19 protein-coding genes and 1 tRNA gene are annotated in these 18,188 nt (G+C 42.3%); 14 read left to right on the top strand and 6 right to left on the bottom strand.

Features of this window, described 5'->3' with window-relative positions; genetic code table 11:
- Window positions 1–586: 586 nt before the first annotated feature.
- Complete coding sequence (locus BS333_RS03815) at window positions 587–1,357, top strand: hypothetical protein (protein ID WP_152428755.1); 771 nt, start codon at window positions 587–589, stop codon at window positions 1,355–1,357.
- Between the two features lie 446 nt (window positions 1,358–1,803).
- Here the strand turns inward: BS333_RS03815 and BS333_RS03820 are convergent, their stop codons facing one another.
- Complete coding sequence (locus tag BS333_RS03820; protein WP_021711533.1) at window positions 1,804–2,136, bottom strand: hypothetical protein; 333 nt, start codon at window positions 2,134–2,136, stop codon at window positions 1,804–1,806.
- Between the two features lie 227 nt (window positions 2,137–2,363).
- Here BS333_RS03820 and gadC point away from each other — a divergent pair, with 227 nt between their 5' ends.
- The 3 genes from gadC to kch all read left to right on the top strand — a co-directional run bounded on the left by gadC (window position 2,364) and on the right by kch (window position 6,150).
- Window positions 2,364–3,890 (top strand): glutamine/gamma-aminobutyrate antiporter GadC, encoded by a 1,527-nt coding sequence (gadC, locus tag BS333_RS03825; RefSeq protein WP_021711534.1) that lies wholly within the window; start codon window positions 2,364–2,366, stop codon window positions 3,888–3,890.
- An 11-nt stretch (window positions 3,891–3,901) separates the two neighbouring features.
- On the top strand, window positions 3,902–4,840 hold the full coding sequence (gene glsA / locus BS333_RS03830; protein WP_021711535.1) for a glutaminase A: 939 nt from the start codon (window positions 3,902–3,904) through the stop codon (window positions 4,838–4,840).
- Between the two features lie 116 nt (window positions 4,841–4,956).
- Complete coding sequence (gene kch / locus BS333_RS03835) at window positions 4,957–6,150, top strand: voltage-gated potassium channel protein (protein ID WP_033004452.1); 1,194 nt, start codon at window positions 4,957–4,959, stop codon at window positions 6,148–6,150.
- A 157-nt stretch (window positions 6,151–6,307) separates the two neighbouring features.
- Here kch and BS333_RS03840 read toward each other — a convergent pair.
- Window positions 6,308–6,384, bottom strand: a tRNA-Arg gene (locus tag BS333_RS03840).
- A gap of 49 nt (window positions 6,385–6,433) precedes the next feature.
- Window positions 6,434–7,570 carry a flagellar assembly protein FlgT gene (locus tag BS333_RS03845; RefSeq protein WP_033004449.1) on the bottom strand — a complete coding sequence of 379 codons (1,137 nt, stop codon included), beginning with the start codon at window positions 7,568–7,570 and terminating at the stop codon, window positions 6,434–6,436.
- 168 nt (window positions 7,571–7,738) lie between these two features.
- Here BS333_RS03845 and BS333_RS03850 point away from each other — a divergent pair, with 168 nt between their 5' ends.
- Window positions 7,739–8,377: a FlgO family outer membrane protein gene (locus BS333_RS03850; RefSeq protein WP_033004453.1), complete on the top strand. Its 639-nt coding sequence runs from the start codon at window positions 7,739–7,741 to the stop codon at window positions 8,375–8,377.
- Between the two features lie 9 nt (window positions 8,378–8,386).
- Window positions 8,387–8,818: a flagellar assembly lipoprotein FlgP gene (gene flgP / locus BS333_RS03855; protein WP_021711539.1), complete on the top strand. Its 432-nt coding sequence runs from the start codon at window positions 8,387–8,389 to the stop codon at window positions 8,816–8,818.
- A gap of 296 nt (window positions 8,819–9,114) precedes the next feature.
- Here the strand turns inward: flgP and BS333_RS03860 are convergent, their stop codons facing one another.
- The 3 genes from BS333_RS03860 to flgA form a co-directional block, all read right to left on the bottom strand.
- The gene (locus tag BS333_RS03860; protein ID WP_021711540.1) at window positions 9,115–9,540 is read right to left on the bottom strand and encodes a flagella synthesis protein FlgN; all 426 of its coding nucleotides are present in this window, start codon (window positions 9,538–9,540) and stop codon (window positions 9,115–9,117) included.
- A gap of 8 nt (window positions 9,541–9,548) precedes the next feature.
- A complete protein-coding gene (gene flgM / locus BS333_RS03865; protein ID WP_033004450.1) occupies window positions 9,549–9,872 on the bottom strand; it encodes a flagellar biosynthesis anti-sigma factor FlgM in 324 nt (107 codons plus the stop codon).
- A 125-nt stretch (window positions 9,873–9,997) separates the two neighbouring features.
- The gene (gene flgA / locus BS333_RS03870) at window positions 9,998–10,744 is read right to left on the bottom strand and encodes a flagellar basal body P-ring formation chaperone FlgA (protein WP_021711542.1); all 747 of its coding nucleotides are present in this window, start codon (window positions 10,742–10,744) and stop codon (window positions 9,998–10,000) included.
- Between the two features lie 76 nt (window positions 10,745–10,820).
- On the opposite strand from flgA, the gene BS333_RS03875 reads away from it, so the two are divergent.
- The 8 genes from BS333_RS03875 (at window position 10,821) to flgG (ending at window position 18,181) form a co-directional block, all read left to right on the top strand.
- A complete protein-coding gene (locus tag BS333_RS03875; protein ID WP_021711543.1) occupies window positions 10,821–11,765 on the top strand; it encodes a chemotaxis protein CheV in 945 nt (314 codons plus the stop codon).
- Between the two features lie 146 nt (window positions 11,766–11,911).
- Complete coding sequence (locus BS333_RS03880; protein ID WP_021711544.1) at window positions 11,912–12,739, top strand: CheR family methyltransferase; 828 nt, start codon at window positions 11,912–11,914, stop codon at window positions 12,737–12,739.
- Between the two features lie 692 nt (window positions 12,740–13,431).
- The gene (gene flgB, locus BS333_RS03890; RefSeq protein WP_021711107.1) at window positions 13,432–13,827 is read left to right on the top strand and encodes a flagellar basal body rod protein FlgB; all 396 of its coding nucleotides are present in this window, start codon (window positions 13,432–13,434) and stop codon (window positions 13,825–13,827) included.
- A gap of 5 nt (window positions 13,828–13,832) precedes the next feature.
- Complete coding sequence (gene flgC, locus BS333_RS03895; protein WP_021711108.1) at window positions 13,833–14,249, top strand: flagellar basal body rod protein FlgC; 417 nt, start codon at window positions 13,833–13,835, stop codon at window positions 14,247–14,249.
- A gap of 17 nt (window positions 14,250–14,266) precedes the next feature.
- Entirely contained in the window at window positions 14,267–14,974 is a 708-nt protein-coding gene (gene flgD / locus BS333_RS03900; RefSeq protein ID WP_021711109.1) for a flagellar hook assembly protein FlgD, read from the top strand.
- 27 nt (window positions 14,975–15,001) lie between these two features.
- Window positions 15,002–16,315 (top strand): flagellar hook protein FlgE, encoded by a 1,314-nt coding sequence (flgE, locus tag BS333_RS03905; protein WP_021711110.1) that lies wholly within the window; start codon window positions 15,002–15,004, stop codon window positions 16,313–16,315.
- 310 nt (window positions 16,316–16,625) lie between these two features.
- Complete coding sequence (locus tag BS333_RS03910) at window positions 16,626–17,375, top strand: flagellar basal body rod protein FlgF (protein WP_021711111.1); 750 nt, start codon at window positions 16,626–16,628, stop codon at window positions 17,373–17,375.
- A 17-nt stretch (window positions 17,376–17,392) separates the two neighbouring features.
- Window positions 17,393–18,181 (top strand): flagellar basal-body rod protein FlgG, encoded by a 789-nt coding sequence (flgG, locus tag BS333_RS03915; RefSeq protein ID WP_021711112.1) that lies wholly within the window; start codon window positions 17,393–17,395, stop codon window positions 18,179–18,181.
- Window positions 18,182–18,188 lie beyond the last annotated feature (7 nt).

An 18,188-nucleotide genomic window follows, 5' to 3' on the forward strand; every position in this document is an offset into this window, starting at 1 on the left:
GTGTTGTGCTGTGCTGTTTTCTTTACTCCTATCTTTAAGTGACGGTAACGAGCTTGATCCAGAGTGGCCTCATTGATTGAATTCCGAATATATCCAAGTGACCCTAACTCTCAGACTTTGTTAACGATTCTCAATGTAGAGCCACTATATCTTCGAATCGTTGCCGCGCCTGAGAGCTAAGGCGATCTCGCTGAACGTAGTATCTTGAGGTTACTTGGGTATATATAATTTTTTATTTATGTATTTTTTTGGGGATAATCTCCATTATGGATCTTCATTAGGTGATATTAATTTATCTTTATCTTTATCTTTATCTTTATCTAAATTAGTGATTGGGTTATTACTATCCGCTTGATTGCATTTATTTAATTTTAATTGGCTAAATTTGAGAAGTGATCCAAGATAGTTTTAATTGTTGATTTGTTTTTTTATTTAAAGTTATGTGATTATGTTTCACATCAAGACTAGTTATTCAACCTTAAGTAATTTTACTTTAAGAAGTAAATGGATTTTCATTTTTATGACGTTTTGATTTTTATTTATATATTAAAATTAATTGTTTAACTGAGAGAAATTGAAATTGAAATTGAAATATATTGTACTTGCGTCTTTAATCGCAAACGTTGCACACGCATCTGAAAATAATATTGACAAAGATACTAAAACCAGTTGGGGCACAGTACAACAAATTGAATGTGTGAAGATTGAACAGCCGGTCAACAGAGACCTTTTGGTATACTTCAACCAATCTGTTCATGACTGGAGATCTTCAGACTCTAAACTTGACGTCGTCGTTATTCCAAGTGGTGAGACCGGTGAGTTCTGTAGTGGGAAATTTAGGGATGAACTCGACGGTATTGGCGATGTTAATACGAGTTGGACAATTAAAGATATGTCGTCTGATGAACATAAGACAGTTGCTAGTTTTAAAACTCACAGTTATTTTGATGGCAAAGGTGATTATAATGATTGGGATATCGACGAGAGAGGTCTTTGTGCTTCAGAAGAAACTGAGAATGATTATGACGCTGGCGGCGTATATTTAGAAAATAATAATCAGAAAACATGTGGATTCATCGAGGGTGTTCCAGACGAAAAAACCATGAAAGCGGTATTTGTTCCTGATTTATCAAATCTAGATAATGGAGGTGACCATGGTTACCCTCATTACAGTGCACGTGAAGTTATGGATGGAGAGTCAGACTGGCAACTAGATCAAGTTATTTACGCTGAAACAACTGATATGCTCTACATATGTAAGGCTGAAGAACTGTGTAACCAACTTCCTAGTCTATATTCTCCGGGTGCTGGTGGGTATTGGTATAAAGCTTGGGATAGATATAATGAACCTAAGTAACCTCAAGAAAACTTGAGTATATGGGGTGGCCGTTTGGTCACCCCTTTTTGTTTACTAGCAATTATCAATGAGAGTTAAATGACGAAAAGTTTACTTATTCCAGTTCAAGGGCACTTTTTGTTTGATTTAAGTCGTAAACTGACAGCATGGTTTGAATTTCTATTTTTTAGAATACTATTTCTATATTTATAGTCGGAGTAAAAACGTGTTACTTTTAACTCTAGCAGCTTTGAAATGTAATTATTTATAAAATAATTGATGAAATTCATAGAGAATAATAGGACTTCATCCTTAGTTTCCTCATAAATGGATTTAATATCTGTTATTTTATTTTTTGTATTATAACTAATGATTATACTACAATCATCAAATCATCAAATCATCAAATCATCAAATCATCAAATCATCAAATCATCAAATCATCAAATCATCAAATCATCAAATCATCAAATGATATTATAACATCGATAAATTCCATTCCCCTCAAGAATATGATTGATGTTCTTCTGAATTTCATCTATTTCAATTACATCGTCAGCCTGTGTAGTATCCTTACCATTAATAAAGGAAGGGGATAATAATAAGTCTCCTCGGCTTAGCCCTGTGACTTCTGTATGAAGAGCAACTTTAGGAGAGCTGGATATCCAAGCAGACTTTCCTGATCTTAGAACTAGTGCAATTGCAATGCTTGCAAAGTTATTTAGGTGATGAAGTTTTTGTACATCTTGTTTTACTTTATGTCTATTTTTTATGGATAAAATATTCCAATATCTATTCATCTTTTGAAACTCTTGCTCTTGTACTATCTAATTATATACCCAAGCGGCCTCAAGGTCCTTGATTTAGAGTGTTGATAATTGGCTACATAGATAACTTTATAGATATGGAGAGATGGCACTTCAACTTGCTGGTTGTTACTGAATAAGATTTATTTGTGCGGATTTTTCTCAAAAGTACAATTTTCAATCTACACTGATTTTGCAAAATCAAATGATAGGGAATTGTGATGAAATCTGTCGATAAATCAAACAATAAGGGGATAAGCATTTTTGCGTTAGCAATGCTTAATATCGTTGCTGTTGTCAGCCTGAGGGGATTGCCCGCAGAAGCGGAGTATGGATTAAGCTCCATCTTCTACTACATCTTTGCGGCGATTGTTTTTCTAGTGCCAGTTTCTCTTGTCGCCGCTGAGCTTGCAACCGGGTGGTCTGAAAAAGGAGGCGTTTTTCGTTGGGTTGGTGAGGCTTTTGGACCTCGATTAGCCTTCTTGGCGGTATTCTTATTGTGGATTGAAGTGACGGTTTGGTTTCCAACGGTCTTGACCTTTGGTGCGGTATCATTGGCTTATATCGGACCAGACCAGAGCTGGGATCAAGCACTGTCGGAGAACAAATTTTTTGTCTTAGCGATTGTATTAGCCATTTATTGGTTTGCAACCTTCGTCGGCTTAAAAGGGACAGAAGCTTTTGCCAAAGTGGCAAAATGGGGGGGCTTAATTGGCACGATTATCCCTGGGGTTGTTCTTATCATTCTTGGCTTTTCTTACCTTCTTTCTGGTAACACTCCTCAAGTTGAGCTGGGTTGGGATGAATTGATCCCTGATTTTTCAAACTTTAATAACGTGGTTCTTGCCGCCAGTATCTTTCTGTTTTATGCAGGGATGGAAATGAATGCCATCCATGTTAAAGAGGTCAAAAATCCCGGCAGAAATTATCCGATTGCGATTGGTATTTCCTCTATTGGGACCGTTGCGATCTTTGTATTAGGGACCCTGGCGATTGCATTTGTGGTTCCTCAAAAAGACATCAGTCTTACCCAAGGCCTCTTAGTGGCCTATAAACAAATGTTTGTTTGGGCAGGTATTGGCTGGGCATCCCCAATCATTGCGGTGTGTTTAGCGTTTGGTGTACTTGCTGGTGTTGTGAGTTGGGTAGCGGGGCCATCAAGTGCATTATTAGTGGTGGCAAAAGGGGGTTACTTACCAAGGTTTTGGCAACATACCAATAGCAAGGGAATGGCAACACATATCATGCTGGCTCAGGCAGTGATCGTCACCTTCCTTTCCGTGATATTTGTGGTGTTACCGTCGGTTCAAGCGGCCTATCAAATCTTAAGTCAATTGACCGTTATCCTTTATCTCATCATGTATCTATTGATGTTTTCTGCTGCGATTTATTTGCGTTACAGCCAACCTAATCGACCACGTACCTATAAAATTCCTGGCGGTCACCTTGGGATGTGGTTTGTGGGTGGATTAGGTTTTGTTGGTGCGTTAACAGCCTTCTTATTCTCCTTTATTCCTCCTGCTCAAGTTGCGGTCGGTAGTCCAACCTTGTTTGTCTCAATTTTGGTTGTTCTTGCTGTAATTTTTGTTGCGATTCCGTTTTTAATCTTCCGAGCGCGCAAACCTTACTGGAAGGATCCTCAAGAGACGGATTTTGCGCCATTTACTTGGGAGCTAGAAAATACGCATCCTGGTGTGATTAATCACTCTGATGTGCATGTCCATCAATTGGCAGACAGTAAAGCGTAGTGGGGGCGACGATGAATCAGACATTACACAATGTGATGGAAAATGCTTTTGAGCAGTATAAAGCTGTCGATGATGGGGACAATGCCTCCTATATTCCTTGTTTGGCTCAAGTTCCGGCAGAGTTAGCTGGGTTATGTTTTGTGTCGGTGAGCGGAGAAGTTATTTCGTTTGGTGATGCCGATTATAAGTTTGCAATAGAATCGATTTCTAAAATCATCACCCTAGCTTTGGCTCTGAATCAACATGGAAGCGAAGATCTGCGAGAGAAAATAGGAGCAGATGCAACCGGATTACCTTTTAACTCAGTGATGGCATTAGAACTTCATAATGGTAAGCCATTGAGCCCTCTGGTGAATGCGGGAGCGATGGCAACGGTGAGCATGATTAACGCCTCTGATAGCGAAGACCGATGGCATCAAATTCTTACGATGCAATCGATGATGGCGGGGAGTGATATTGAATTATCTACGCAGGTAAATCAGTCTGAGCAGGAGACGAATACACATAACAAAGCGATTGCTTTACTGTTGCAAGCCTCGCAGTGTATGTATTCCGATCCACTAGAAGCTTGTGATGTGTATACCCGACAATGTTCAACCCTGTTTAACTGTATTGAACTGGCCACAGTGGGCGCATGCTTGGCGAACGGTGGGGTTAACCCTGTTACCACCGAGAAAGTCATTAAACACAACCTTGTTGCCGGGGTTTTATCTCAAATGATGACCGAGGGTTTATACGAGCAAAGTGGAGATTGGGGCTTTGAAGTCGGATTGCCGAGTAAAAGCGGTGTCGGTGGTGGGTTAGTCTCTGTCATCCCAAATGTCGGTGCACTTGCGGCGTTTTCCCCACCACTGGATGCGGCAGGTAACAGTGTAAGAGGGCAATTAATGATCAAATCTATTGCCAATCAAATGGGGTGGAATGTGTTTAATACTGTTGTTGCACAGTAATAAAAACGCTCTACTCATTTTATGATGAGTCACCCTTATGCCTTGGTTTCTGAGCCATTATACTTTGGAAATCAAGGCTATTTCTATCGATTGATATCAGTGTTTCGGTGAACAATTTGCCTAAATGTAAGCAATGTGTCTGTTGGATAAGTCATGTCTGGAAAACCTATGGGTATGTTATTGCATCCCTGATGGTTTTACTTAATAGCTTGCTCATTTTTGAAGCGGTTTTCGGTAATAATAAACCTTTCGACGTTATCTATCTTGTCAACAATATTTCGACAGTTGATTTCGAAGCTGTCAAAAATCTGCCTTGGTTTTTATTGGGTGTATTTCAGTTACTCAATTGTATTGGCTTGTTCTTTAAAGCCCGAGTTGCTTGGGGAATGAGTTGCATCTTGCTGGTGGTCTATTTGGTGTTTACTGCCCAATATTTCCCCAGTTTACATGTCAATTTTTACCTAGGTTTAGCGACCTTAGCGTTTATGGTTATCTTCCGTAAGAGCTTTCATCACAGCAGCGCTACGGCAGGCAGCATTGTCGCTTTTATCAGTATTATTATTCTGATCATTTATTCGACCTATGGCAGTTTATATTTTGGTGAGGGCTTTAAACCTAAAATCGACACAATGACCACCGCATTTTATTTTTCTCTAGTGACGATGACTACGGTGGGTTACGGCGACATTCTGCCTGTTAGTGATTCTGCTCGGTTGTTTTGTATTTCTATGATCACGGCGGGGATTGCGGTGTTTGCTACAGCACTGAGTAACGTTTTTGGGCCGTTGATTAACAAGAGCTTTGGGCGCTTAATTGAAGGAGATAAAAAAACAGTGGAACGAAAAGATCACTTTATTATTTGTGGAACCTCTGCCATGGCAATGAATACCGTCCTTCGTCTAAGGGAGCGGGGTTTACCAATTACGATTATAACTATCCGTCCTAATGATGAATTTCAGCAGATCGAGCAGAGTTTGGAAGGAAAATATGACATTATTTCGGGTGATAGCTGTGATACATCAGTGCTCAAAAAGGCGGGGCTTGAAAATTGTAAGGCGATACTCGCTTTAACAGATGCGGATGCGGATAATGCGTTTATTGTTTTGTCTGCGAAAGAAATCAACGCCAAGGCAAAAACGGTTGTGATCGTTAATGACAGCAAAAACATGAACAAGATAAAAAGAGTACAGCCAGATGTCTTACTCTCACCACAGTTACTTGGTAGTGAAGTGCTAGCTCGACTACTCAATGGAGAGAGCATGGATAATAACGATCTGATTTCGATGTTCCTTGATTCTGGTAAGTCTTGAGTATCGGGTCTCGAGCTTGCTCAGCACTGGGGAATTTCTTGTTCCAGTGGATGTTTTGCTTTAGTGGGTGTTTTTTTTGATAATGTTTTGAGTTGAATGGGGTTTTGTTTCGGAAGGAAGATGGGTGAGCAGACTGATTTTGCTTCACCCAATAATATGGCGCCCTCAGTAGGATTCGAACCTACGACCTGTCCCTTAGGAGGGGACTGCGCTATCCAGCTGTGCCATGAGGGCATGTCTCTATAGTATAAAAACCATCTATTAATACAAGAGTTTAACGATATTATTTTATAATCTTGTTCATGACATCACCAATTTGAACACTTGATGCAAGGCTAGGTTGATCGATGGTTAACTCTGCTTCATTCTCGTATAAGCGAGAGACGGTTAAAGTGATATCACTTTGTGAGACTTTATTACGCGGTAGACCACTTTGATCAATGAACGATGCCGTGTGCCATAATTGCAATTGGTCTCCTTCTTTCACGCCGTGTAAGCGGCCAAGATTCATGGTGACCTTGTTACCAAAGACCGCGACGATTTCTGGAAGGGTCACTTTACAGGATAGCTCTGATTCAAGGTCCAGCATGATGTTACGACTCACTCTGAGTAACATTTCGCCATAGGTTGATGCCCAAAATCGAGCACTGCGCGTATCGACTTGGCTGGTTTTAGCAAAAGGCCATTTGGCCACTTCGCGGTAGTTTTTATCAAAGAGCTCGTGGCCGGTTTTACCGTCATAGACTTTCATCTCAAGTGCGAATTGACGGTTGATGACATCCTTTTTTATCAGTTTAGCGTCTACAGTAGCGGTTAAATCCGTAATCTGACCACCAATGATATACTGGGCATTGTTGTCTTGTGCAATCATCGTCGTTCGTTCTGGATATTGCTTACTGATTGAGTAATCGGTCGTGCCCACGGAGACAAAACTGCGAGAAGTCTCGTCGATTTGACGGTTTAATACACGGCTAAAATCATCACCCAGCTTATAAATTTGCCCCATAACAGCTTGTTGAGGGGCGGCAATATCGATATTGCCGATCAGCATGGTTTTTTTGTACTGGTTGACGTGGCAACCTGTTGCCGACGGATAAATATCCACGCGGATCTTGACGATCATTTTGCCGCCGCGTTTGCGTTGCGAGTCTACTACGATGTAGCGTACTTCATGATCAGTAAACTGATATTCTTTTCGTTTCTCTTCTAAAAAAGGCATCAAATTACTGATGCTGCCAATGTCCGCCCCTGAGAAATTGACGGCCTTGAATAGGGCATCCTCTAATGCATGTAGCCTTGCTGCCTTGTCTGAAGCCACAATCGTTGCCTCTCCTTTGACTTCATACCAAGAAGCCATGGTTTTTAAAGGTAGCATGAATATAAAAATGCTTGATATCAGAGCAGAAAATACTTTTTTCATCATTTGTAACCATTTGGGTATAAATATTGCTTTACCAATACCAGTAAAGTTTGGTGAGCTTTTGCTTATTGCATAGATAATAAGAAAAGCAAGGACTGTTCCAAGATGACATAATCCATGCAATCTTGTGAGAAGAGCCACACCTCTGATTATCTGGAGAATCAAACCGTGAAAAGATGGCTTGTTGCTGTATCGATGATAGCGCTATTATCGGCGTGTGCCTACTCACCGATATATAATGGTAAAGAACCTTATGCTGGAAGTGAGTTTATGTTAATGGATAGCCCACGCCATACCATGGACTTTTTTATTGAAAGCATGACGGAAGAATTGATGGTATCTAATGTGGCTGTTTCCTCACGCACGCCGCTTGCCATTACCTCTTTTGTTGACTTACAAAACTTTGATGCGACAAACTGGCTAGGTAACTCTGTCGGAGAGGGATTTATTCATCAGTTCCAGCGTCGTGGTTTTAAAGTAGTGGATTTTAAAACTACAGGTTCAATTCAAGTGACGCAGCAAGGTGATTTTGCATTGAGTCGTGATTGGCAAGAGTTGGCCAGAGAACAAGAAATTCAATACGTATTGACGGGGACCATGTTACGCCAAGAAGGCGGCGTCCTGATCAATGCAAGGATTGTTGGTATGCAAAGTCGCATCGTTGTGGCAACGGCGCAAGGTTTTTTGCCAGCGGATCGTATTGGCCGTGATATCGATACATTAAATAGCATTCGCACCCAAGATGGCGTGCTTATCCGTTCTGATCCAACGATTCGTCAACCTTATACAGTCATCCTTCGTCCCTAGGAAATAAGCATGAAGAAATTATTATTTTGTATCGCAACGTTCATTTTAGTCGGCTGTCAGCCTTTACAGCAGATGCGCCAAGATGAAATTCTGGTTGCTGTGGGTTACGCCAGTGTAAGTGAGCAAGCGGGACGCACGTTAGAGGATAAACGTGTAAGAGCGATGCGTGCTTCTAAAATTGATGCTTATCGTGAGCTTGCTGAACAAGTGTATGGTATGCGTATCAGTGGACGAGCGGAACTTGAAGATCAGCGTCTGGGTGTTGAGAATACTCGAGGTGAGGTTGATGGTGTCATCCGTGGTGCGGAAGTGGTACGCAGCTATTTGGTTGAAGATAGCTATGTGACCGAGCTTCGCTTAGATATCCGTAAAATGGATAAGCTGCGTGATTATGGTGAAGTTCAGCAAGTACCTGAAAAGCGCCAGCAAACGATGTTCTAACTTTACCTAAGCCATTTACTTAAGCCAGTGTGCCCAAAGTAAGTAGGCTTAAGAACAACGATTCTCAGCAGAGCGACTGGTTGAACATAATCAGTCGTTTTTGTTTGTACCTTTCTATTCACCTCTATTTTTACTTCTCCCTTCACCGCTTTTTTATTTTGATCTTTTATCTGATGATCTTGGGTTCTATCAGTCGCTGAGCATCTGAGGCTACTTGGGTACAGATATAAAAGTGCTTTTAGGTTACTCAGGTAGAAAAAGCGAATGAGTGAGTGGGAGGAGAAGAGGGTAACGCGCTAGGCTTTAATATTTGTTCCTAACGTAGATATGGTATGGGTTTTACCGCCAGCGTTGTAGGTCATGCCGACTTTTCCATGGGAGTGCTGAAGCATATTGTTCAGTTTGTTAAAGCTGGATTGAGCACGGTTAAGTGACTCACCATTAATTTGGTTGATATTCTGGCATTCAAGAATAATCGATTGAATTTGTGTGACCAACTGACTTAAATCTTCATCTTCAGTGAGCTGCTTGAGATGCGGGTGAGAGGCGATGCGTTGATCGGTATTTCCAAGTTGCTCAATAAGTCGCATTTTTTCTTGTGCGATTTTCTCTATCTCGATAGAGGCACGAGCACTGATCGCCTGCGTTTCTTGACGCAGTACGGCAGAAAGTGCTTTCGCATTTTCGAGTTGGAAGTTCACAAGATCAATGAGAGCAGCCATAGGTTACATTAGCTCAGTGTGTTTTTACTTTGAAATTCGCTTTCAAACTTAATCATATTGTCAGCCAACTTATCTGGGTCAACCTTGTATGAGCCGTTTGCAATGGCAGCTTTAATCGCGGCGACTTTCGCTTGATCAAAAGCGGGCGCGGCCGACATATCTTGCTGCAGTTTACTTACCGCTTTACCTTGTTGACTCAAAGAGACAGAGTCTTGTTGAACATGCGACGTTTTTGGCTCGCTTGTGTCACTTGCTCTTGGCTCACTACGTGCAGGAGTACGACTGTTTGTCGTCATGGCTTGTCCTGAACGTATGTTGTCTATTCCTGCCATATTATTACCTTAAATTGAAGATTGTAATCCTAGTATCAAGGCTATCGACCGCTCAAAAAATAACTTTAGTGTTTTTTTTGTTTCTTTCGCTTCTACTGGCTGGAGGTCAAGTTTAGCTCTACATTTTAGAATGTGATGGTTATTTCTGCAATGTTTGTCACAGTTCCTTCTATTATACGTTGTGATTTATCATTTTTCACCCTTACTTGCTCACCACTTGAACCGTCTTGCAGTGCTGTGCCTTGCGTGGTGATGGTCATTCCACCTTTTGTGGCCTTAATCGTCACTTTTTCATTACGACAAACTACGCAGACATCATTACGTTCAACGACGTCTCCTAAACGCACGTTACGCTTTAATTTCGCTCCTATTACTTGGGTATCCTTACTGAAGCCATCTTTGCGGAATCGCTGCAGTTCAATCATGGACATCTCGACATCGGAGGACTGAATTATATCTCCTCTTGCCAATTGACGTGTTGCGACGAGCATGGGAACAGAGGCTGAGATCCGAACCGGTACGTAGACTTTCCAATTATCCGCTGGACATTCCACTAGTACATTGATATTACTTCTTGTACTACTGGTCGAAGAGGCTGAGGTCACCAACCCTTCAGGGCAATCTGTCGCTTTTATTCGCGAGTCAATGTCGGCGGCATTGACAGATAAGCTGCCCCCAAGAGGTTGTTCGACAGTGCTAAGAATGTGTTGTTCTGCTGCCATTTTTATCTCATTAAGTTGATTTTCTGAGGCCGAATGAACAAAAAAGCTAAATAAAGTGATAAAAATGCCGATAACGCTGACATGCTTTGTAAAAAATGGCCTACTTTTGGTTGTGGGCCGCAGAGTGAAGTCAAAGTGATAAAGCGCCATATTCTTTCCTTGGTGTTATGCCTATACATAGTAGGGTATCATTTAAAAGCAAAAAGTTTGAGATGGAGATGACGATATGACTGGGGTTCTTGACTCGGTTAACCAACGAACGCAACTCGTTGGACAAAACCGATTGGAATTACTCACTTTTCGGTTGATGGGGCGACAGCGCTACGGCATTAACGTGTTTAAAGTAAAAGAAGTACTACAATGCCCAAAGCTGACTAGGATGCCTAATTTACATCCATTGGTAAAAGGAGTTGCCCATATTCGTGGCCATACCGTCTCAGTGATTGATTTGAGTTTAGCCATTGGTGGACGTTCTACAACGGATCTCGACAAATGTTTTGTTGTGATTGCAGAATTTAACCGTTCCATACAGGCGTTTTTGGTTTCTTCTGTTGAACGAATCATTAACATGCATTGGGAAGCGATATTGCCACCACCAGAAGGTGCGGGTAAAGCACACTACTTAACTGCTGTGACCAACATCGATAATGAGCTGGTTGAAATCTTAGATGTTGAAAAGATTTTAGCTGAGATTGCACCTGTCGATGAAACGATGGATAAGACCATTGCAGAAGACATTGCGGTTGCAGAATTAGAGCAGCCAATTGTTCGCCGTATTCTTATAGCCGATGATTCAACGGTAGCAAGAAAACAGGTCGAACGTGCCATTACCTCAATTGGCTTTGAAGTGATTTCAGTCAAAGACGGTAAAGAAGCGTACAGTAAACTGCTGGAAATGGCCGAAACAGGTAGCATTTACGATCAAATCTCTTTGGTTATATCGGATATCGAAATGCCGGAAATGGACGGTTATACTTTAACCGCTGAAATTAGAAGAAATCCCGCTTTGAAAGATCTTTATGTTATCCTTCACTCTTCGTTGAGTGGCGTATTTAACCAAGCAATGGTTGAACGCGTTGGTGCGAACAGTTTTATTGCTAAATTTAGCCCAGATGAACTGGGTAACGCAGTAAAATCTGCTTTAACGCAAGAATCGGTTTCAAAGGAATAGTCCGTTTCAAGGCAATAACCCGTTTCGACGTAATAATCGGCTTTAATTCGCAGGCTTTAATGCAACAGAAACCAAAGTCGATTATTTACGGCAGCATAACACCTGTATTAACATTGCATCTGCATTAACCTTATAAAGAGACGTAAATGACTGCTATTACCATTAGTGATCAAGAATACCGCGAGTTTAGTCGTTTTTTAGAGTCACAATGTGGCATCGTATTAGGCGATAGTAAGCAATATTTGGTACGCAGCAGACTGAGCCCTCTAGTGAACAAGTTTGATCTCTCATCGCTATCCGAGCTATTACGAGACGTGGTAACTGGACGTAATCGTGAACTAAGGGTTGCCGCTGTTGATGCGATGACAACGAACGAAACACTATGGTTTAGAGATACTTATCCATTCACTGTCTTAGCCGATAAGTTATTGCCTGAGATGGCGGCAAATAAACGACCAATAAAAATTTGGTCAGCGGCAAGCTCATCAGGGCAAGAGCCATACTCGATGGCCATGACCATTTTGGAGACGCAGCAGCGTAAGCCAGGTCTACTGCCTAGTGTATCGATTACGGCAACAGATATTTCCTCGACCATGCTAGATATGTGTCGTGCGGGAGTTTACGATAACTTAGCGTTAGGCCGCGGCCTTTCTGCAGAACGCCGACGTATGTTCTTTGAAGATGCGGGTGACGGGCGCATGAAAGTGCGAGATAACGTTAAGCGCTTGGTGAATTTCCGACCGCAAAACTTAATGGATAGCTATTCGCTTATCGGCAAGTTTGACATTATTTTCTGCCGTAATGTGTTGATTTACTTTTCACCTGAGATGAAGTCAAAAGTACTGAATCAAATGGCGAACAGCTTAAATCCGGGTGGTTACTTACTCTTAGGCGCATCTGAGTCCTTAACCGGATTAACGGATCGTTTTGAAATGGTACGTTGCAATCCTGGTATCATTTATAAACTCAAGTAATTTAAAAGCTTAAGTACTTTATAAACGTAAGTACTTTACAAACGTAAGCAGCAAACACTTTAGTTTACTCATCTTCTGCAATACAGCCTGTATACCCAAGTAGCCTCATGATACTTGGGTATATACCCAAGTAACCTCAAGATACTGTGTTCAGCGAGATGACCTTAACTCTCAGGCGCGGCAACGATTCGAAAATATAGTGTCTCTACATTGAGAGTCGTTAACAAAGTCTGAGAGTTAAGGTCGCTCGCCCTTTGGGAGCGTGTCACTGAGCCGACTTCTTGCGTCAAACAACTTGGAAAGAGCCGGCTATTCCGCTTCGTTGTCTTCCTTGAATTCGACTCAGTGACCTCGCTCTGAATCAAGCATCTTGAAGTCACTTGGGTATATGTTTTATTTCTGTTCATTACTTTCCTTTTTTCTCTTTTTCGCGATACCTATCTCTATCTCTTATTGGCGATGTTCATTTATCTTTAGTGATCGCCACCAATTAATCCCCATTATCATCTGACTGGACTTATCCTTAAATCACATCAATACGCTTGTCCTTTAGGAATAAATAGGACTGAGTCTATTTATTGGCCTATATATTGCATTTTTATCGGGCGGCAAGACAGCGTTCTCTATTTTTGGCATGCTAATTGCTTTTGTTGAAGTATGACAAACGGTCGGTTCTGAACGTAGAGGCACACATGGCTATATCTTTTGACAATGCACTAGGCATTCACCAGTACACGGTGGGAGTACGTGAGCGTAATGCGGAAGTGATTTCCACGAATATTGCGCAAGCAAACACGCCTGGCTACAAGTCGAGAGGTTTAGACTTTGCAAAGGAATTACAGGCGGCAACTTCTGGGGCAAGCGTTGGTCTTAGCCGCACAGATGGTCGGCATATTTCTGCCACTGCAACGCTGATGGGGGATAAGCTTTATCGACTCCCAACACAGCCTGATACCGGCGATGGCAACACGGTTGATTTGGATTTAGAGCGTAACTTATTTATGCAAAATCAAATCAGACACCAAGCATCACTGGACTTTTTAGGTAGCAAGTTCAAGAACTTAACCAAAGCAATTAAAGGGGATTAATTTAGATGAGCTTATTTAATGTTTTCAATGTGACAGGTTCCGCAATGAGCGCTGAATCAGTTCGTCTGAATACCACTTCAAGTAACTTGGCCAATGCCGATAGTGTCAGTAGCTCAGCGAAAGATACTTATAAAGCTCGTCATGCCGTCTTTGGTGCGGAACTTAGCAATGCTATGCGCCGTGGCGGAGAGACGGTTCCGGTAAAAGTTCTTGGCATTGTCGAAAGTGATAAACCGCTGAATGCGGAATATAACCCAGATCATCCACTTGCGAATGACGAAGGCTACATTTACAAGCCTAATGTTAACGTGATGGAAGAAATGGCCAATATGATATCAGCAACTCGTGCCTATCAAACCAACGTACAGGTTGCCGATTCAAGTAAACAAATGCTGCTGCGTACACTGCAGATGGGTCAATAAGGATTAGGGGGTAGCATATGGCCGGAATCAACAACGTTGGTCAAAGCGGCTTGTCCTATGTTGACCAGCTTAAAAGCCTGCAAGAGAACAAAAAAGCGGAAGAGAGCACCGGTAAGCAAGATCTTAAGCAAGAAGATTTTCTTTCTCTGCTCACTAAGCAACTTTCTCAGCAAGATCCTTTTAAGCCGGTCAGTAATGATCAAATGATTGCTCAGATGGCATCGTTTGCGACCGTAGATGGCATTGGAAAAATGAACTCTCAATTTGAGAACCTCAACTCTTCCATGACATCGAACCAAGCATTGCAGGCTTCCTCTTTAGTAGGTCGAGATGTGTTGGTACCAGGTGCGGCGGGAGTTAAACAAGACAATGCTGAAATGGCAGCGATGGTCAAGTTGACTCAGCCAATGGATGACTTATTTGTTCGAATTGAAAACCAAGCAGGTCAGTTGATTCGTACTTTTGAAGTCGGAGCGAAGCCAGCGGGTGATAGCCGCGTGCTTTGGGATGGTAAGGATGACAACGGCAATCCTATGCCAGCGGGTAGGTATAATGTAAAAGCATCCGGCTTAGTTGATGGTGAATCGCAAGAATTCCCTGTTTCTACTTATGCCAATGTGAACAGTGTTCTACTCGGAAAAGGTGACGGAAACGTATTACTTAATTTGGCGGGATTTGAATCGCCAGTACGGCTTGCTGAAGTATTGGAAGTCGGTAAAGCATAACCAATAGCAAGTCTGGAGACTTTTTAAATGACATATGTATCTTTAAGCGGCTTGTCCTCCGCTCAACTGGATTTAAACACGACAAGTAACAATATTGCGAACGCCAATACGTACGGCTTTAAAGAGTCTCGCGCGGAATTTGCTGATGTATACTCAAATTCTTTATTTACGAATGCCAAAACGACCCCTGGTGGTGGTGCGCAAGCCAGTCAAGTTGCGCAGCAATTCCATGAAGGTTCAAGTATTTATACGAATAACCCAATGGATCTACGTGTTTCTGGTACTGGCTTTTTTGCTGTTGCTAAAGATCGTTTGGCACCTCAGCAAAATGAAATGACGCGTAATGGTGCGTTTCATTTAAATAAAGATAATTACATGGTGACCGCGAATGACGAGTTTTTGCTTGGTTATCAAGTGAACCCTGAAACGGGTGATGTTTCTTCTTATGAAGCTCAGCCTATCAATATTCCTGCTGAGTTTGGTAAACCTAAGCAAAGCGCTAATATTGAAATCGGGGTGAACTTACCGGCTAATGGCGATTTGAAAGATCCGACGCAGTTTGATTTCTCTGATCCAGACACCTATAACCGTTCTACATCTTCTACGATTTACGACTCGATGGGTCAATCGTATAAGCTATCGACGTACTATTTGAAAGATCAGACTCAACCGAACACTTGGAATACGTATTATACCGTGACCGATAAAGATGGTGAAAAACCACTGAACATTGCCAACGGTGATGCTTCGACGCCTTCTGGACATGTTGGTCACACCATGAAGTTTAATAATGATGGTACATTGGCGAGTCTTAACAATGGCCAGCCTATCACATCGGTACCACTTGGCGATCCTGCAACCAACCCGAATCCTGTTGACCTAAATGGTGCAGACCCAATGCAGACATTGAATGTTAACCTAAATTCGGCGACGCAATTTGCTGCCCCGTTTGAGTTAACAAAATTTGATGAAGATGGTGCAACGACTGGTTTCTTGACCAAAGTAGACTTTGACGAAAATGGTAGCGTTCTGGGCACTTACTCTAATGGCGAAAACGTGACACTTGGTCGTGTTGCCTTAGTTCGCGTTGCCAATGAACAAGGGTTGGATAAGAAAGGCGGCACCCAATGGGATTCGACTCAATTCTCCGGTGATAAAATCTGGGGTGAATCGAATAAAGGGTCATTCGGAACCATCGATAATGGCATGCTAGAGCAGTCTAATATCGATATGACACAAGAACTGGTGGATTTGATTTCTGCGCAGCGTAACTTCCAAGCCAACTCTCGTGCCTTAGAAGTGCATAACCAGCTACAACAGAACATCCTACAGATTCGTTAATCGTTCTGAATCGAGTATCTTGAAACCACTTAGGTCCATTACCCAAGTGGTTCAAGACTTTCACGGCTTTGTGGGTAAAATCGCTTATATAGCCCACTTTGCACAAGCTCGTTCTGAGGTGGCACCCATTGCCGTTGTGTTTGCCGTATTTGCCGCTTTGGCTCTCAATGTTTGCCTCTCATACGGCGTTTTCTCCCGCTTCTGCTCTATCTGTTAACTAGCACAAAATAAACCACTGTTATTAATGGATTTTATTTTTGGCATCTTTTTTGCTTTTATTCCGGGGTACAGAGAACTTTTGGAGTAATTTATGGACCGCGCACTGTTTCTCGCCATGAGTGGCGCTAAGCAAAATATGCAAGCTTTGCAATTGCGATCAAACAACTTGGCTAACGTTAGCACTACGGGGTTCCGAGCTGATTTGGCTCAAGCACGCTCAATGCAAGCTTATGGCGACGGTTTGCCATCTCGTGTGTTTAGTATGACAGAACGCCCGGGACATAATTTTGCTCAAGGCAGTGTGATTACGACTGGCCGTGACCTCGATATCACCATTGAAGGCAGCGGTTGGATTGCTGTGATGGATCAAACGGGTAAAGAGGGTTTGACGCGCAATGGTAACTTGAAAGTCGACCAAAATGGCTTGCTGACTAATGCCAGTGGTCATGTCATCTTGGGTGAAAATGATGCTCCCATTACTTTGCCTCTTCCTGTCTCTAAAATTGAAATTGGTCGCGATGGTACCCTCTCTGTACTGCCTCAAGGTGCCCCGGCAGAAGATTTAGAAGTTGTTGATCGTATTAAATTGGTCAGCACGAGCGACAATGCCATTTTTAAAGATACAAATGGTTTATTTCGCCATAAAACACCAAACCAGCCCTACGAAGCTGATGCCGCGATTCGTATTCAAACCGGAGTAGTTGAAGGCAGTAACGTCAACGCAGTCGGTGAAATGACCGCCCTCATTGATCTGCAACGCCAGTTTGAAATGCAGGTGAAAATGATGAGCACCGCTGAAGAAATGGACAAGTCCGCAGATTCACTGCTTCGTATGAGTTAATAGAGTTAGAGGTTTACATGCATCCAGCATTATGGGTAAGTAAAACAGGTCTTGATGCCCAGCAGACCAATATTGCAACGATTTCGAACAACTTAGCTAACGCCTCTACGGTGGGCTTCAAAAAAAGCCGTGCCGTATTTGAGGATTTGTTCTATCAGAACGTGAATCAACCTGGTGGCCAGTCATCGCAAAATACCGAATTACCGAGCGGTCTGATGCTTGGTTCTGGTTCTAAAGTTGTCGCAACTCAGAAAGTTCACACTCATGGCAATGCACAGACGACGTCTAACGCGTTAGATATGATGGTAGAGGGTGACGGTTTTTTCCAAGTAACGTTGCCTGACGGTAATATCGGCTACACCCGTAATGGCCAATTTACCCTTGATGGAGAGGGGACGCTTGTGACGTCTGGTTCTGGTTATGCAGTTGAACCGGAAATTGTGATTCCTGAAGATGCGATCTCTATTACTGTCGGCACAGACGGTGAAGTGTCGGTAAGAGTTCGTGGCCAACAAAATAACCAAGTGGTAGGACAGCTTACCATCACTGACTTTGTAAACCCAGGCGGCCTTGAGCCAATTGGACAGAACCTTTACTTGCCAACGGGTGCCAGCGGTGATCCGCAAGAAGGCGTACCGGGCTTAGATGGTCTGGGTGAAATCCGTCAATCCATGTTAGAAGCATCTAATGTTAACGTAACGGAAGAACTGGTTAACATGATTGAGGCACAACGCGTATACGAGATGAACTCAAAGGTGATCTCGGCCGTTGATAAGATGATGAGCTTTGTTAATCAACAGCTTTAATAGGCAG

The organism is Vibrio azureus (genome assembly GCF_002849855.1).
GTDB classification, from domain to species: domain Bacteria; phylum Pseudomonadota; class Gammaproteobacteria; order Enterobacterales; family Vibrionaceae; genus Vibrio; species Vibrio azureus.

What these genes read in the sequence shown, in the direction of transcription:
- BS333_RS03820 (WP_021711533.1), bottom strand. Translation starts at nt 2,136, where the DNA reads ATGAATAGATATTGGAATATTTTATCCATAAAAAATAGACATAAAGTA.
- flgA (WP_021711542.1), bottom strand. Translation starts at nt 10,744, where the DNA reads ATGGCGCTTTATCACTTTGACTTCACTCTGCGGCCCACAACCAAAAGT.
- BS333_RS03845 (WP_033004449.1), bottom strand. Translation starts at nt 7,570, where the DNA reads ATGAAAAAAGTATTTTCTGCTCTGATATCAAGCATTTTTATATTCATG.
- flgB (WP_021711107.1), top strand. Translation starts at nt 13,432, where the DNA reads ATGGCTATATCTTTTGACAATGCACTAGGCATTCACCAGTACACGGTG.
- flgP (WP_021711539.1), top strand. Translation starts at nt 8,387, where the DNA reads ATGAAGAAATTATTATTTTGTATCGCAACGTTCATTTTAGTCGGCTGT.
- BS333_RS03910 (WP_021711111.1), top strand. Translation starts at nt 16,626, where the DNA reads ATGGACCGCGCACTGTTTCTCGCCATGAGTGGCGCTAAGCAAAATATG.
- BS333_RS03880 (WP_021711544.1), top strand. Translation starts at nt 11,912, where the DNA reads ATGACTGCTATTACCATTAGTGATCAAGAATACCGCGAGTTTAGTCGT.
- flgE (WP_021711110.1), top strand. Translation starts at nt 15,002, where the DNA reads ATGACATATGTATCTTTAAGCGGCTTGTCCTCCGCTCAACTGGATTTA.
- flgD (WP_021711109.1), top strand. Translation starts at nt 14,267, where the DNA reads ATGGCCGGAATCAACAACGTTGGTCAAAGCGGCTTGTCCTATGTTGAC.
- BS333_RS03875 (WP_021711543.1), top strand. Translation starts at nt 10,821, where the DNA reads ATGACTGGGGTTCTTGACTCGGTTAACCAACGAACGCAACTCGTTGGA.
- BS333_RS03860 (WP_021711540.1), bottom strand. Translation starts at nt 9,540, where the DNA reads ATGGCTGCTCTCATTGATCTTGTGAACTTCCAACTCGAAAATGCGAAA.
- glsA (WP_021711535.1), top strand. Translation starts at nt 3,902, where the DNA reads ATGAATCAGACATTACACAATGTGATGGAAAATGCTTTTGAGCAGTAT.
- flgG (WP_021711112.1), top strand. Translation starts at nt 17,393, where the DNA reads ATGCATCCAGCATTATGGGTAAGTAAAACAGGTCTTGATGCCCAGCAG.
- flgC (WP_021711108.1), top strand. Translation starts at nt 13,833, where the DNA reads ATGAGCTTATTTAATGTTTTCAATGTGACAGGTTCCGCAATGAGCGCT.
- gadC (WP_021711534.1), top strand. Translation starts at nt 2,364, where the DNA reads ATGAAATCTGTCGATAAATCAAACAATAAGGGGATAAGCATTTTTGCG.
- flgM (WP_033004450.1), bottom strand. Translation starts at nt 9,872, where the DNA reads ATGGCAGGAATAGACAACATACGTTCAGGACAAGCCATGACGACAAAC.